The sequence below is a fragment of the Duncaniella freteri genome, assembly GCF_004766125.1.
Lineage (GTDB): Bacteria > Bacteroidota > Bacteroidia > Bacteroidales > Muribaculaceae > Duncaniella > Duncaniella freteri.
In genome coordinates this window covers 918,043-933,579 of record NZ_SJSA01000002.1, presented here as the reverse complement: position 1 = coordinate 933,579, position 15,537 = coordinate 918,043, and the positions used below count along the sequence as shown (strand labels likewise).

Below are 15,537 nucleotides of genomic sequence, written 5' to 3'. Positions count from 1 at the left end.
TATCTCGAATTGTCAAATACAAATGAATCGCCAAAGCGTTCATTATAAAAATCTTATACCATGAACGTATTGGCGATTCTCAAAGACTTCACCTTTCGGTGTAAGTCGGTATTTGAAAATACTACAACCAAGATGAGCAAAAGGTTCCTCAACTGGCTGATTTTAACAATACGCACTGTGGCGTTGATTCCGGGCAAAGTCAATTTTACCCGGCTGTCGCGCTATGGCGGTCGTACAGCCAAGACCTTTGCTTCCAATTTCAAGACATCCGTAGACTGGATGAAAGTCAACATAGGTATGGCGCAGGATTGTTTTGAGCCGGCCGATGACATGGCAGTGGCAATCGATCCGTCGTTCATTTCAAAGTCAGGCAGACTGACGTATGGCATAGGCCGTTTCTGGTCAGGGGTGGCACAACGTGTGAAACGCGGTCTGGAGATAATGGCGATCGGGGCAATAAGTCTGAGTAAACATACATGCGTGATGCTCGGTGCTGTCCAGTCACCGAACTTCAGGACTCTTGAATCTGAGAAACAAATGTCAATGCTTGGCTGGTATGTGGCACTTGTCAGGTCAAAGGCGACAGAGCTGCTCTCACTGACGGATATTCTGGTTGCCGATGCCTTCTTTTCCAAATATGAATTTGTGAATGAAGTGATTGGCATGGGATTTCGATTTGTCGGGAGATTACGTGCCAACTCATATCTGAGGTATCTGGCCATACCGGATTCCTCCGCCCCGCGAAGACGCGGCAGAAAGAAAAAGTATGGAGAGAAAGTGGATTTCTCCAACCTTGACATGTCCGTGTTCACTTCATTCATATATGAGGATTCCAAAGGAAACAAAAACCGATGTCACACGGCGGTCGTGCATTCGAGGGCATTGAAACGCGACATCCGTATCGTGGTCTGTCCGGTTGAAAACGCAGAGCCTCTTCTTTACTTCTCTACCGACACCAATATGAGGCCTGAAAAGATCATCGGTTTCTACCGCACCCGCTTTCAGATTGAGTTCGGTATACGCGATGCCAAGCAGTTTACCGGACTTCAGTCACAGCAGACCCGCGACAGGGAGCGGCTTGACTTTGCGTTCAATCTTTCCTTCACTGCCCTCAATGTCTGCAAAGAGGTCATAAGGAAGGATTATCCGGATCTTTCGGTAGCGCAGTTCAAACGGCTTATGTTTGAATCTTATCTCGCCTCAACAATTATTTCGACTTGCGGAAAATCTCCGCATCTAAAAATAATTCAGAAAATAAATCATCGGTTGACTCAGTTAGCGGCTTAGCCTAGGATGAACAACCTAAAATTTTACCGAATCATTGTGTATGGGTAGGTGAAAATTGAACTAAGAGGCTAAAGGAAAATGGTTCTTGTGATATAATATTCCTGATATATGCCTTCTTTGATTGCAGATCATAAGATAATTTATTGGCCAAATTTGCTAAATCGTAACCGGATAGCATGATTTGACCATAGTGTATGGTTCCATATATGACAATATAGATAATATTTTCAATAGTAGTGTCATTTATTTTTTCGTTAGATCGAGATTTATTGAGACATTGAAGGAATAAGGCGTGAGAATATTGATTATCAATATCCTTACCAATGAATTCTTTAATGTCTTCTCTTCTTTTTATTATTAATTCGTTAAATTGTTGGTCTGATATCTCTGACGATTCCAATACTCCATTGAAATATCTTTTTGTGTAGTTCGGATTGGAAAATCTCTTGGTTAAATCGTTGACTCTACCTGTATTGGGTAATAGCCTGTTCAGAATATGCACCAAATCTTTCATTTTATGGTCATCGTATCCAAACTGGTTTTTACAATATTCCCTGATGTCGTATAGATTTCGTTGATTGAGATATTGCAAGAAATCATCATCTCTTGACACAGCTTTACTTGTATCCCACAACTGGTAGTTGGTTGTATATCTTTCTGTATAAAGCACCCTCTTGAAATCTTTAGAAAGTAATGTATAGACTTCTGGAAATAGTAAATAGAGCATTTCGAGGTCTGCAAGATCCTCAATCTTGCATTCTCCCTTTAATATTTCGTACCGTGCATGAATCCCATTAATCCATCGATATATTGACCTCAAGTTGGTTAATGGATAGAAAACTGGAAGTTCTCCTGAAAGGAATTTGTCAGTTGTAACATATGACGTAAAACACTCTCGGTCGTTTTCATCTTCTATCCATGTCAAATTATTGAGGATAACATCATGAAGTTTTTCAGCTCTAAGTTCTGGCAGCGCAAACTCAGATTCAAAAAACTTCTCGATATAATGCTCATTATAAGCTGGATTTGAATTTCTAAGTGCAGACTGGACATAATGCTTATCAAAAGCACTCAAAAAAATAAAGTTCGGAAAATTAGCACTTCCTCGAATGATTCTAAACACCTCTTCTATCTCCGAAGCTGAAAGTCTGTCAATGTCATCAAATATAATTAGCACCTTAATGTTTAATTCTATCAACTTTTGAGAAATCGATCTTGTCATGGAAGCTAAGTCTGTTACTTTTACAGATTTTGCCAACCACCCTAATTCGATTGCCTCAAGTACAGATGCATATTCTTTTATCTTCTTTGCAATTGAGTAATTAATACTCCCCAAATTTTTTATAATCTCTTGGAAGAAAAATGTCGTGATACTTTTACCGGGATTGATACACCAAGGTGTAATGGATATTATTACAATTTGGCTCTCTAATTGTTCTTTTACAAAGTTTAGGAATGTAGTTTTCCCATTACCCCATGCAGACGTGATGGCAAGTGACCTTGAACAAGTTTCAGTATCTAATGACATAATTTCGCGAGCCAAGTTCTTAACCAATGATTCACGAAAAAGGCAATCTTCATTCAACTTTAATTTAGGAGCATCATGTATATATGTCTTATTTTGCCCCGATGAATCTGATTTATGCGATTTATTGTTGTATTTAAACAATGCAATGATGGATAGTATTATAATCAGTCCAATAAAAACATCAATATAAGATACCGGAGAATTATATATAGAATAGAAGCTAATTGTATCGTTGCAAAATCTTTCGTAGCTCCACCATGAAAGTAATGCCAAATCAACAATCAGTAATTTTTGTAAGAAAGGCTTATCAATGCGATGTTTTTTGAACGAGGCAAACCATATGGTACTGAGAATTAATAGTATGGTAATAAGTATGTCGATACAAATCCTAACTTGAGTTTTAGTGTCAAATAACGCATATGAGAATTTACTCGTATGTTCAATCATTGATTCCGTTATTGGCAGAAGAAGCCAAACAATAATTAGAACAATGCAGCAGGTTGCGATAGATTTTATACAATATTGCATATATTCAATAGTACGGTATTATATAATTCCTACGTTGTCTTTTCCCAATTAGTTGTTTATCCAATTACTCCTTATTTGACGGAATGTGCCGAATACATTATCTCGATGGTGGCGGAGGAATTGTGGATGAGGTCGGAAATACTCAATTTGAGGAATGGTGATTTTTGCCCCATTGTATTCGTTGATATATGAATCCGTCCGTAAAACATCGGGGTGGATTATAATCGTATAATCATCTTCAATTGTGAAGAACCCCTTGTCAAAAACGCAGTGCATATCCCGGCTCATGGCGATACCATTGCATGGGAGGAATGACCCGTTGTGGGCTTGAGGCATAATGTGCGCCGCTTCAAGATTGTCAAACCCGTTGCATGAAATGACACGCTTAGTGACCGCGCATTTGCCACCGTACGCATTCATGACAAAATCGTGGAAAGTACGGGCATTGAAAAGGTCTGCTCCCATGGCCTGAGCCATGTCATTTGCAGGATTCATTGAATCAAGTGCTTGCTGCTGTTGCTTTTCGATGGCTTCCTCAACTTTCTTATCTCCAATTATATTTGCAGACTTGTTTGGCAAAGTGAATTGTCTGTCGAATGTTGGAGCTTCATCGCCCTCCCATACAGCATAGGTCTTGCCATTAAGTTTGGCATTCCAAAAAGAATAATAGGGTGATAGCGCATCGAAGATATGCAGAACATAAAAAGGGATACCATTATCGCGACAGCGCATCATGACAACAATGTCATTTGGCAAGAACAAGGTTTTGTCGTTGTCGAGCTTGCTGTTAAGATAAATACGACTTTCGTCACGTGGTTGCCCTTCTACATGAGCTGTGTCTACATGTTTTGAATTATGATAGACATACTGGGCATAAATAATCTCATCCGAGTGGTCTGTCAAAAAAGGGAGAGCGGTACTGTCGTTTAAAACAGTGGTCGAAAGGTGAGGAAAGAAATCGTAGAATTCCTTTGAAATTAGCATATAACGACCACGGCTAAATTTTAGAGAGCCGTCACTACGCCTAACAGGAGATCCCATTTCCTGTCGACCAAGTTTTTTAATGAAAAATTCTGCCATGGTTATAATTAGATGTGAAAAGTTTGTATAGAGCTTCTGCAATTATGGCGGCAAAATCAACTGGGACAGCATTCCCTATCATTTTGAATTGAGCCATGGTCGCACCAAAAAATTCAAAGTCATCTGGGAAAGTTTGTAGTCGAGCAGCCTCCCGAGGGGTAATGGAACGCGCTTGTTCAGGGTCAGGATGAATATGTCTCATACCATCTTTATAAAGATGTGCGGGTATGGTGTTACTTGGCTCATCTTCTCGTAAAACATAGTATTTATGAATATTGCTATGTTTCCCTGTGACTTTTGTATATAATTCTTTCAGTTTCTCAATGCTGACATATTCGCACTTTCCGCTCATAATGTCATTGGCAAGAAAACGGAAAACACCTATATCACGCTTGCTATGGAAGCGAGGCGTATGGTTCATACAAAACCGCTCTTCTTGCTGAATGTGGGAAATCTTAGTGGCGCCTCTTTTTGTTGGTTCCGCTAATGGGTAAATAGGCGGCAAGTCGCCAATAGCATCTTTAACCGTTCGAGGCTTTCCTTTCAATGATGGGAATATGATTTTATAAAAATCATTCAGCATGATATCGCATTTATCTCCAAATATTTCTTCGGAGATACCGAGAATTATAACACGTTTACGATGTTGCGGGATACCATATTCTGCTACATCGAATAGCGCATTTCGGAAATTTGGGGTAACATGATACCCAGCTTCGCGAAATGCCGAATATATCTTTTCTGTAATCGGTGTGCCATCTGGAGCGGCACTTAAAAGTCCTACAACATTTTCAAACACAAAGAATTTCGGCTTAAAATATTTGACTATTTCTATATATCTTTCAAATAGATAATTGCGATAGTCGTTCTTCATGCCGTGCTCATCCCGAATACGTCCGGCCAATGAATATGCCTGACATGGAGGACCTCCAATAATCACGTCAATCTTTTGTTCTCCAATTAGACTTTGTAACCCTTGATGGATACCATATTCTGCATCATCAAAGCCATTGATGAGTTCATCTGTTCGTTGAATATCAAATCGAATTACTGCGTTTTCTGCCTCAGAATGTCCCCATTTTGTAATCAGCCGGTGCTTGATGGTTTCATATGGAGCTTTCTCCCACTCAACTGCACCAACAGTGTGATAATGACCAGACTGAAGAAATCCCTCTGTGAGACCTCCACACCCTGCAAATAAATCAAGTGTATTTAGCGTTTGATTTGTCATTACAGATATTTAAGAAGTTGAGTTGCTAAGGCTTTTGCCATTAGTACAGGTACGGCATTTCCGACTTGTTTGTTCTGTTGACCTCTGTTGCCGAGGAAAACAAAGTCGTCGGGGAAAGTTTGAATACGCGCACTCTCTCTGACTGTCGGGCATCGGTTCCATTTATAATGGAAAAGATTACGATGACCAGTGTCAACAGTTCGAGCAGGTTTCTTGCTGTTAAGACGCGTCCAAGCCATATGAAAGACTCTACTTTCACCCACTCCCGGCGGCAAATCTTTATAATTGCCCCCATCGGGGACTAAAGCAATTACTTCCTTAACAAATGGCTTGTGGTTAATTGCGGTATGATTATGAAGCGTAGTTGACGAAGAACGCATAAGTCTTTGAAATTTGTTTTGGGGTTCGCATTCATATACAGAAATTTCTTCGCCAAGAGTAGTTTCAAGTGAAGGCAAATCACTTATGGCTTGTTCACATGTGATATAGTCATTCTCAGACAAATACGGCTCGGGGAATACATACTTGTCTTTTTCAGAATGTATACCTACAAAAACAAGGCGCTTTCTAATTTGAGGCACGCCATAGTCTGCGGCACATACAATCTTGTATGTGACGTTATATCCTATTTCGGAAAAGCGACGAATAATTTCATCGCGGACAGCACCCTTATATAGGTTTGCCATACCAGGAACATTCTCAATAAGAAACGCTTTTGGCCTGTAGCGCCGAACAGTTTCAATCATTGCAAGATATAGTTTGTTCCTTTCGTCATCAAACTTGCGTGGTCCTGTCAAACTGAAGCCCTGGCAAGGAGGTCCTCCTATTATTACATCTAGTTTACGTCCTGCTAAAAGAGTGTCAATTTCGTCAAAGGATTCAGGTTTGGATAAATCCAGACGTACACCCCTTGCAGTCTTATGATTATGATTAAATGTATTTAGGGCACTTTGCTCGAAGTCTATACCTATCAATATGTTGTAGCCGGCTTCTTCAAATCCCTTTGAGAGGCCACCACATCCACAGAACAAGTCAAGGACATTCAAGCTCGGTCGTGTCATGATAAAATGCAAAAAACTTCCGAGTAGAGCTGACGGGCGACCAAACCCTTTTGCGGCCACAAGGAAGTTCATTAATATGATGTATATAAGTTGTTACTTACATAGATTGGTCTTTGTCAGCGCAAGCGCAGTTTAGATTGCAAAGTTACGAATTTTCTTCGAGACTTCAGCTATCAGCGACAAAGTTAATGAACAACATGGGCAAAAATCAGACACACCAAGGTTAAGAATGGTTGTTATTGCCGTAAGACTGCTCTGATTCAGGCTCAGCAGCTATTGATGGTTTGTCTATGTCAGTCTCCATAAGGTATGATTGAGTCGGATTGACAATGCGGTCATAAAGGTGTTTGAGATATTCCTCTCGCTGTGCTACGGTCTTGATTTCACACTCCCATACCCGGATAATGCGCCATCCAAGGGCTTTCAGTTCAGCTTCGTTACGGACATCACGGGCAACATTACGCTCTATCTTCTCTTTCCAGAACTCGACATTGGACTTTGGCAAGCGGAAATACCTGCAATCCTCATGCCCGTGCCAGAAGCATCCGTTGACGAAAATGACGGTCTTGTACTTCGGCAGGACAATATCAGGATTTCCCAGCAGCTTCCTGACCTGAACACGGAAACGCAGACCGCGAGAGAAAAGATACTTCCGCACAATCAGTTCCGGGTTGGTATCCTTTCCCTTTATAGCCGCCATACAGCGGCTACGCTGCTCCGTTGTCATAACATCTGCCATAATGTAATAACAAAGTTACAATCTGATTGTATGCAATCCAAGAATTATATACGAAATTTTACGAAGACACCCCGACAAGAGGAGTATCTTGTTGGGGTGTCGGTCAGGGGATTATGGGAACATTAGCAGGAGTGGGTCAGAGGCGGCAACAGGCTATGCGACAGCCGGGGACTTGGTCGGTGGCGAGTGGACCGTGGTTCTCGTCGGCGAAATGGATGAATCCGTTGATTTTCGCGGTCTGCTGAAGCCAGTGGACAAAGGCGGCCATTTCTGAGCGAGCCGTTTCCTTGATGCCTCGAACGCTGATGTTGATGACGATGAGGGTCATGTCGGGGATTCCGATGTGGCCTTCAGACCGTTCCCACAGACGAAACTGGATGTTTCGGCGGTTGTCGAAATAGTGGATACACGCACCGACCGCGTTCCAGTCGAGTGACACATCGTCGGGGTTGCCGCCGAACACATAGGCGACATAGGCACGCACATCGAGGTAAATGTCCATGATGGCGTTACGGGTTGAAAATTGGAGTGATTGCATTGTGGTTTGAGATTGAAGTTTGTGAGTTACCAAAAGAGATTGCCGGATTCGGGAGTCCAAGAGTCGGAGGGCCGGAAATAGACGTGGGTACGCTCGGCGTGTTTGCGGCGTTCAAGCTGGATTGTCATAGTCTTGATGCTGTCCTGTTCCTGCCTGTCGCCGGCCATTATCGCCTCTTCGCGGAGCATCATGTTGCGGATGCCTTCCGCGTCATAGCTGATGCGCTCGTAACGATAGAGCCATTCGACTTTGTGAAGGTGGGTGTTCTCCTGATTGAGATTGTAGCACCAGATTCCAAGCCCGACGGCAATGCCGAGAATGGCTATGACTACGGCATACGCCCACTTGGGGATTGCCGCCCATACAGCACCGTTGACGATGCTATACATCCGTTCCCGGAGTCTTTCCGCCGCTTCCTTCAAGCCCTCGGTCTGACGGCTGAACTCGCGGTTGATTCCTTCATAGAGCACGTTCTTGACATTTTGGTCAAGTCCATCCTTGAACATTGTTACAAAAGCATCAGCCAGATCTTTCGAGAAATCCGAGAAGTCGAGCTTCTGGGCAATGTCCTTTTTCTGCTGCTTTAATGCCGCCTCCACCGTTGTCTTTACTGATTCGTTGGTGGCCACATTACTCGGCAGCTCAACCTGAATCTTCTGAGGTGCGGAGGAAACAGGTGTTGCCGTTTGCATCGGAGATGGGGCTGATACCAGCCGGGTATCAATCCCCACAAGCATATCCTTATTCTCTTTCGCGATTTTGAGAAGGCCGTCAATCTTCTCATCTTGTTTCTTGACGATGGAATACATATCTGCCATTACTGTGATATTCCTTTCTTCTTTTTGGGTTTTCTTTTCATTCTACGTTCAAAGTCTGCTTCATCGGAATTATAGCCGGGACCGACTTGGAACAGCCTGCCAATAGCCTGACATCCGGTCTCGATTACATTCTCGACTACATTCGCAATCTGGGACTCTTTGACCTTTGCGGTGACTGAAATCGGAGTCGGCTGCTGTGGTTGCGCATCTCTGATTCCTGCGTTCTTGGCAAAGAATTTGTCAAGACGACCGTAAGAAAATGCACGGTCAATCTTCGAGCCGTTGAAGGTGAATTCTCCGTCTGAGAATCGTATGCCCTGCGGCTTGCCGGTGTCGCGGTCGTTGTAAAACTGCACGGTTATTCCTGCCGGAGCAAGGCGACGCTTGAACTCGTTCCACGATTTGCAGCGGTACATCGCTGCCTGAATCCTGGGCTTCATCTCGGCGATTGCATCTTCAATAGTTCGGTAAAATTTGCATATTCAATTGAATATCAATAAGATGCAATAACAATCCAATATCAATGCAAACTATTGTGTATCAGTGCGATACAGCTATGCCTGCTCAAAAATTACCGAACTGTTGATCTTCATACAGCTTCTTTTTCGGCGAAAAAGTAAGCCCATATTTTAGTTTTATGGCCTTGGTCGCCTTATGGCTCTTGTCGAAATTGTTGCTTTCGTCAATGGCCTTGCCGTGAAGATTCACGCGGTTATAGACGATATGGAAGTGAGGAGATGAAGTTTCGAGGTGACGCACAATTAAATATTGTGTGTCCTTGATGCCCATTCGTTCCATATATTCTTTTGCCAGAAGTACCATGAAATCATCGGTCAGACGTGGCAAATCAGACTTGTCGAAACTCACCGAAATGTGTCCGATGGGCTTGCTTATGTTCTTGTTCAGACTCGCCCCGATGTCGAAACTGTTCACAATTCTGCGGTAGTCGTTGCCGAGAATCCCATCGGAATCTATCACGCGCCATGTGTCGGCGGTGTACTTTTCCTTGTCATGGAACTCTCGCATAACGTAGCCTGCGATGTCGGCAGCGGAGCCCTTTGCGAGTATTTTTGCTATCATAATAATGTGGAATTTTGAGTTTTCAACTTACCAAGAATTGCTAAAATCCCGTCGAGACAAGCCTCGGCTTTACGCTTTGTCGAGGGCCAGGCGTTAGCCTGACAAGCCTTGACCTGGTCGTTGAGATTCTTCCCTTGGTACATTAGTTCTTGTATCGCCTCACGCTCGAAGTCGGTGAGACGCTCAACAATCGAGAGTCTGAAAGCACTGATGCGCAACAACTCGGCAATGCTGATGCCGGCTGCTGATGCTTTTGCTTTCACGTCGCGTTTCTCGTCCTCCGTGAAATTCACTGAGACTTTACGGCCGCGCTTATCACTCGATTCTTTCTTTGGACGCCCACGGAGTTTTACGCCGGGTGCGTCAGAATTGTACTTCCTCATGTTGCTTGTTGGGGATGGTGACCGCAGGGAACAGAGAGCGTCCCGGCGGGGATGCGAGGAGTTTCGGGACGGGAATTTTTTACCTCCCGAAACATACCCTTACATCCCCAACTAATCCACTGTCGTTTCTTAGTTGTGCGCTGACGATAACCGCTCCCTGCGGTCGGGTTAATACTTACGTTATATGGTACTGAAAGAGGTACCAAAGTACCAAAGTACCTTAGGTCGAAAGACCGAACTACCTGACGGTCGAAGGGTCAAACGGACATTCGACTTATGTGATGTCGGGACTAAAATCTTCATAGCTTACGCCAGATTTCGATGTCGTCGGCATAGAGATTCAGATGCTCCGAGAGGATAGCATTGATGTAGCTGCCTACGGTGGTGTCGCGGTCGCCGAGGATACGGGCGATGCGTTCGAGCTTCGCCCACACGCTGTCCTCGATATTGACCGGGTGACGTTTCATCAGCTTTGACGGAGCGAGATAGGCCGCCTTGAAATCGGCGTAATCCGATTTGCGCTGCTGCTTGCCGACGCGCAGATGCTTCGGCGGCTCGGCTGTGTCGGCAGGAGGGGTGCTGTTGACAGCGTTGTCGCTGCTTACTGCATTGGTGGAGTTGATTGAGTTATCTGATTTCATAGAGTTATCAGGATTAAGGGTTGATACTATTGTTTGGGGTACATCAGTCAACTGAGTTGACTTGGATGCGGTTGTTGACGGAGTTTTCTTCGCTGTCATTGTTTTTCGGTTTTTGAGGGTTTGTGAATTGCATAAGTATCCGGGTTGTACCGTTCAACTGACACAAGAGTGAGTTGTAGTTCATCGATGAGCGTCTGTAAAATCGGATTACGGCGTATCATTGATTGCAGTATTGCTTGGTCGGGCTCGATTTGCAGCAGATAATCCGCTATGTCAAGTCCTGCTGTTCGCTCGTCATCGGTGGCAACCTCTTCAAGGAAGTTGAAGATGCTTGCCTCAATACCGAGACTACGGAGCAATCTCAGTTTCTGCCGCCACTGGTCGGTCGCGCCAATGTCGGGATACAGGATAACCTGATGACCTTTGAGAACACGGAGTGCGTCGGCATTGAAGCAACCGTTTTTACCACCTGTCGTCAGCCACACATATTCCGGCAGGTAATACGTCGCCACAAGAGCGGTCTTCTCGCTCTCGACAATGGCAACCGGTTTGTCTCGGTTCATCGGCAAGAGGTGTTCGCCGAAAAAGCACTGACGCAGATTGAAGTCGGGCATCTTTAACAGCGAGTGAACCCATGTCACATGATTGAATGGCTCCTTGACACGCTTGCCGTTGTCAGCATTGTAGAGCATGACTTTTCCTGTGCGGGTATCGCCGTTTACATCGGTTTGCCAGAACACGCATGACCCCGGCCAGTGCTTCGATGTGCCTACTCGGTAGTCCTTCATCAGACGGAGTGCGTCCTCGGCTCCGAACTTGGAGCGGAGGAACAGATAGAGATTGTTCTTCTCATATCCGTGCAGAGTCTGTGAAACAGTCTCTGTGGCAACAAAGGATGTCAGCTTTCGCTGCTCGGTCGGTTTGGCTCGCCATGCTGACGAAGTAGCGAAATCACAGTGCAAGGGCTTCGCCTGTGGATTACGCTCGAAATATTCCTTCGGCGAAAGATGATAGCCGCAACTCTGTTCGTGGTCACACCTGCCGACATCATCAGGAAACGAAATTTGTTTCTCGGTGTCGATATACCGGCTAAAACAACGTTTCTTGTGACAGGCAGGGCAACAGTGACGGCTTCCAACCCCTTTATAGGGCTGGAGAATGAATCTATGATTACTCATTGTCGAATTATGGGATTAAGATGGTGCTGTTCTTGCAGTTTCCGCAGTTTGCTGATTGAAACTGCATAAACTGCGGATAATGCACGGTGTCAAAGTTTGATGTATTTGCCATGCGAGGACTTCTGGAACAGTTTACCGAGATTGTTTTTCAGAAATTCCATAAAGGTTCGTTCTGCCATTCCGTTCTCCATAGCCACGGCGATACCTCCCCCTGTCTCAAATTCTTGGGGCAATGCGGTGACAATGGCCAACTGTTGGGCTGTGAGCGACAACTCTTTTAGAATTGTCTGTACCTTTACGGCTGATTCCTTGAAATACTCGGCAAGAGAAATGGCACGTTCTACCGATATGAGGTCAATCATATCTTTGCCGGCATCATTGCACGCCCAGCGTGCCATCTGAATTATCAGACAGAATCGTATGGCGTAGATCTGTAGTTTGCAGTATATACCGACAAGGGTCTCGTTAGGCTCGCAGTCGCAGATGTCCGACAGCTTATGTTGCCACTCGAACAACCGGGTCATGGCTTCATCCGTGAACGGTATGGAGACAGGCAGAATATCGTTATTCTGGTCAACTGCGCATTCCAGCTCCATAAGTCGGGAGAGTATGCGCTGCCATTCGGCGGCCACATCGAATGTCGGTTGCTTCATCGACCACCGGGTAGATTTTTCGTGGCGGAGCAGGACAAACAGAATGCGGTCAATAAAACCGTTGGCGGAGCGTTCCCCTTTGGCATGTTCGGAAAGAATGCGTTTCTGCATTGTGCCGATTACCGATATAAACGGACGCTTGATGAAGATAGAGCTGCGAGAACTTTTGCGGTCGGACATGGTGGGCTTTGCACTGAACACCGACAACCAGAATTGTTCCTCAGAGCCGTTGTTGTAACGGTTGAAGTTCTTGACCCATGCCGACAATTCGTCGGACAGGAGACACAGACCACGGCGATTCTGCGAATGAACGAAGCTCAGACCTTCTGGAGTAATATCAGACACAAGAAAACGGCGGCGGACAGGTTCACGGGGGCAGACCTCAATACCTTTTTCTGCACGTTCCTTCCGGCTCATTTCAAGTTGCTCCAGATATTCCAGATACTGTTTCTCGTAAATCCGGTTCTGTTCGTAGTCGTGTTCCACAAACGGACGCATTGCAAAACTCAACGGATGGCTCTTGTTGGCGCCAGGTCTTCCGATGAGAGCCATATATAGAATGGCGCTCTCGTCCCAGCCTTCTTTCATCCGCGCGAGATGCGTGTTGCCTATCGCTACCGACACCGCCGCCAGCATTGCCGCCGCCACATAATCGACAGGAAATCCATGGCAGTCGTTCACCTCCCTGATGATACGTTGTATTTTGGAGGGATAGAGGCTAATGGGAAAACCGCCGCCTGTGATTGCGGTGCAATGGTCAATGGCCTTGTCGAGCACGAGCTGAGGAGTAATCTTATCGCTCATAGGCTAACGGCTCAAACAGTTTCGTCCGCCTGGGCGCAGACCTTTGTTCATCTCGGCAACCATTTCATCATACTTCTCCTGCTGAGATTTGGGCTTGCCGGATGCCATGTATTCGAGAAGCTCGCTCTTAATGAACCTCCACGACTTGCCACCGGGATTCTTGTATGCCGGTATGATTCCGGCGCGAGCCTTTTCATAGAGAGTGTTCTTGCACTCTCCGAGTAGTTGACAGGCCTCCTTTGTGGTGATGAAAGGAGAACTGTCTTTTGATGGTGGAGCAAGCGCGTTGCGCAGCTCTCGTAGCTCATCTTGCAAGGCTGAGACTCGCTCGATGAGATAGACAACCGCTTCGGGCAGTCTGTCGAAAGTCACGGGTGTTGTGAACATGATGCAACCGAAACCTTAGGAAACCGTCATGCCAACGCGGCACGTCCGGGCTAAGATTTCGGTTGCAAATGTATAAGGAGGAAAAACAGAGAACAATGAGGTCTAATCCCTCTCAAAACGTTCTCCAAAACGTCTCCAAAGCCTCTCCTACTGGAGATATATGATTCTCCAATAGGAGATTGAAGTTTTATCCGGCAATAAGGTCGCCACAGTCTAGACTTCTTGAATCCTTACCACGTTCCATAGAGCGTTGAACGAACTCTGCCCACTCTTCGTCATTCATAGGCTCATCGTTGTCATTATCCATATCTCTATCCTCATCGTAGTCGTTAAGATCATCGTAATCGTCGCGTTCTTCATCTGCTGGTTCTTGGGCTTCCTCTGATTCGGCAATTTTCGATTTTTCTTCGGTAGAGATTGGTGGATCGGGTTTATAAGATATGGGAGCAGCCGTTTTAGGGATTGTTTCCTTAACGACCTTTTCAGTGGCAGGCTCAATATTTGATGCTTCTGTATTTGCGGAAGTGGTTGTATCCTCCTCGATATTATAATCCGCTATTGTTAGACCTTTGTCAAAACGTTCCTCAATTTTGATTACGCCTTGAAGAGGATTTTGCTTGAGCTTCTTTGGTAGTTGATTATCTGAAAGACCATCAAGGTGGTAATGGAACGTGGTCTTTAGAAAATGGTTAATAAAATTATTAGGTTTGCTAAATAGTCTTCCCATGTTCCAGCCAAAATGCAATAATGCCCACTTCTCTATCGGTGATGCGACCTCGATTCTTGCAGCCGGTATATTAGCCTCGATTTCCTCCGGAGTACGTGAATCCCAGTTTGGAGACGATGCTCTTTGAAACAATCCCAAACGGAAAAACAGCTTTTCCAAATCACAAGGTTTGACATATGGACCTAGTTTCTCGGCGGTGTATTCGCAGGCAAACCGATATTTGGCGTCTTCCTGCGACTGTACCAGAGATGCGGCTGATTCCTTCATGTCATTTATGTTGAAGGATACGACTCCGGTCTCATCATGTTTCTTTAATGATGCTTCCGGCGGGATTGCCGTTTCTTGCCGCAATTTAGTTACAACATTAAGCATCATATCCTCAAAATCGCCACGAGATAAGGGCCTTTCTTTGGACTGTGGAGTGGATGAATTGATGTCAATAACCGGTTGCGATACAGGAATCTGCTGTACAATCTTCGCTTCCTTTTCTTCTGTTTCGCCGATTAGCGGCATATCTTTGCCTGAAAGAAATTCGACGAGCAAAGCATATAGTGCAAGTCCGGCAACAATGACAATTAAAAAGAAAACGTTAGCATTGAACTCTGATTCTCCTTTTGATAAAATAGAGTGGCGGATGGTCAGTGCTGAAAAAATATCAACAGCAATCACCAACACAAGCAACCATGGATGATGGCCTTTGAATAGGTCTTTCATTCGCGTAATTGTTTAATCGTATAGCCTTAAAAAATGATGAGTTATGCAAACAAGGTTAAAACACGGTAACACTTTCGATTGTTCATCAGCTTTCACAATATGAATTTCAATCGGGAGAGCAACTTTCTTCTGATGGATTTGTTTGTGTTATATATTTGTT

General features: G+C 44.7%; 16 protein-coding genes. 1 reads left to right on the top strand and 15 read right to left on the bottom strand.

Annotation, left to right across the window (positions count from 1 at the left end; genetic code table 11):
- Positions 1 to 60 precede the first annotated feature (60 nt).
- The gene (locus EZ315_RS14165) at positions 61 to 1,287 is read left to right on the top strand and encodes a transposase (protein WP_135469735.1); all 1,227 of its coding nucleotides are present in this window, start codon (positions 61 to 63) and stop codon (positions 1,285 to 1,287) included.
- 31 nt (positions 1,288 to 1,318) lie between these two features.
- Here EZ315_RS14165 and EZ315_RS14160 read toward each other — a convergent pair whose 3' ends face one another.
- The 15 genes from EZ315_RS14160 to EZ315_RS14090 all read right to left on the bottom strand — a co-directional run bounded on the left by EZ315_RS14160 (position 1,319) and on the right by EZ315_RS14090 (position 15,377).
- The gene (locus tag EZ315_RS14160; RefSeq protein WP_170957564.1) at positions 1,319 to 3,262 is read right to left on the bottom strand and encodes a KAP family P-loop NTPase fold protein; all 1,944 of its coding nucleotides are present in this window, start codon (positions 3,260 to 3,262) and stop codon (positions 1,319 to 1,321) included.
- 129 nt (positions 3,263 to 3,391) lie between these two features.
- On the bottom strand, positions 3,392 to 4,423 hold the full coding sequence (locus tag EZ315_RS14155) for an HNH endonuclease (protein ID WP_135472659.1): 1,032 nt from the start codon (positions 4,421 to 4,423) through the stop codon (positions 3,392 to 3,394).
- Complete coding sequence (locus EZ315_RS14150; RefSeq protein WP_135472658.1) at positions 4,404 to 5,654, bottom strand: DNA cytosine methyltransferase; 1,251 nt, start codon at positions 5,652 to 5,654, stop codon at positions 4,404 to 4,406. Before EZ315_RS14150 ends, EZ315_RS14155 begins: the two co-directional genes overlap by 20 nt.
- Complete coding sequence (locus EZ315_RS14145) at positions 5,654 to 6,787, bottom strand: DNA cytosine methyltransferase (RefSeq protein WP_242452610.1); 1,134 nt, start codon at positions 6,785 to 6,787, stop codon at positions 5,654 to 5,656. Before EZ315_RS14145 ends, EZ315_RS14150 begins: the two co-directional genes overlap by 1 nt.
- Positions 6,788 to 6,938: 151 nt before the next feature.
- Positions 6,939 to 7,454, bottom strand: coding sequence for a very short patch repair endonuclease (locus tag EZ315_RS14140; RefSeq protein ID WP_135472657.1), 516 nt, complete (start codon positions 7,452 to 7,454; stop codon positions 6,939 to 6,941).
- Between the two features lie 136 nt (positions 7,455 to 7,590).
- The gene (locus tag EZ315_RS14135) at positions 7,591 to 8,025 is read right to left on the bottom strand and encodes a hypothetical protein (protein WP_137070947.1); all 435 of its coding nucleotides are present in this window, start codon (positions 8,023 to 8,025) and stop codon (positions 7,591 to 7,593) included.
- Positions 8,019 to 8,810 carry a hypothetical protein gene (locus tag EZ315_RS14130; RefSeq protein ID WP_135472655.1) on the bottom strand — a complete coding sequence of 264 codons (792 nt, stop codon included), beginning with the start codon at positions 8,808 to 8,810 and terminating at the stop codon, positions 8,019 to 8,021. Before EZ315_RS14130 ends, EZ315_RS14135 begins: the two co-directional genes overlap by 7 nt.
- Positions 8,810 to 9,250, bottom strand: a complete 441-nt coding sequence (locus tag EZ315_RS14125; protein ID WP_135472654.1) for a relaxase family protein — start codon at positions 9,248 to 9,250, stop codon at positions 8,810 to 8,812. The genes EZ315_RS14130 and EZ315_RS14125 overlap by 1 nt, the downstream gene beginning before the upstream one ends.
- Positions 9,251 to 9,374: 124 nt before the next feature.
- Entirely contained in the window at positions 9,375 to 9,890 is a 516-nt protein-coding gene (locus EZ315_RS14120; protein ID WP_135472653.1) for a relaxase/mobilization nuclease domain-containing protein, read from the bottom strand.
- Positions 9,887 to 10,273: a plasmid mobilization protein gene (locus EZ315_RS14115; RefSeq protein ID WP_135472652.1), complete on the bottom strand. Its 387-nt coding sequence runs from the start codon at positions 10,271 to 10,273 to the stop codon at positions 9,887 to 9,889. The genes EZ315_RS14120 and EZ315_RS14115 overlap by 4 nt, the downstream gene beginning before the upstream one ends.
- 299 nt (positions 10,274 to 10,572) lie before the next feature.
- The gene (locus tag EZ315_RS14110) at positions 10,573 to 11,013 is read right to left on the bottom strand and encodes a DUF3408 domain-containing protein (RefSeq protein ID WP_135472651.1); all 441 of its coding nucleotides are present in this window, start codon (positions 11,011 to 11,013) and stop codon (positions 10,573 to 10,575) included.
- Positions 11,010 to 12,092: a DUF6371 domain-containing protein gene (locus tag EZ315_RS14105; RefSeq protein WP_135472650.1), complete on the bottom strand. Its 1,083-nt coding sequence runs from the start codon at positions 12,090 to 12,092 to the stop codon at positions 11,010 to 11,012. Before EZ315_RS14105 ends, EZ315_RS14110 begins: the two co-directional genes overlap by 4 nt.
- 89 nt (positions 12,093 to 12,181) lie before the next feature.
- Positions 12,182 to 13,549, bottom strand: a complete 1,368-nt coding sequence (locus EZ315_RS14100; protein WP_135472649.1) for a DUF3987 domain-containing protein — start codon at positions 13,547 to 13,549, stop codon at positions 12,182 to 12,184.
- A 3-nt stretch (positions 13,550 to 13,552) separates the two neighbouring features.
- A complete protein-coding gene (locus EZ315_RS14095) occupies positions 13,553 to 13,936 on the bottom strand; it encodes a helix-turn-helix domain-containing protein (protein WP_124075868.1) in 384 nt (127 codons plus the stop codon).
- Positions 13,937 to 14,123: 187 nt separating this feature from the next.
- Positions 14,124 to 15,377, bottom strand: coding sequence for a hypothetical protein (locus EZ315_RS14090; protein ID WP_135472648.1), 1,254 nt, complete (start codon positions 15,375 to 15,377; stop codon positions 14,124 to 14,126).
- Positions 15,378 to 15,537 lie beyond the last annotated feature (160 nt).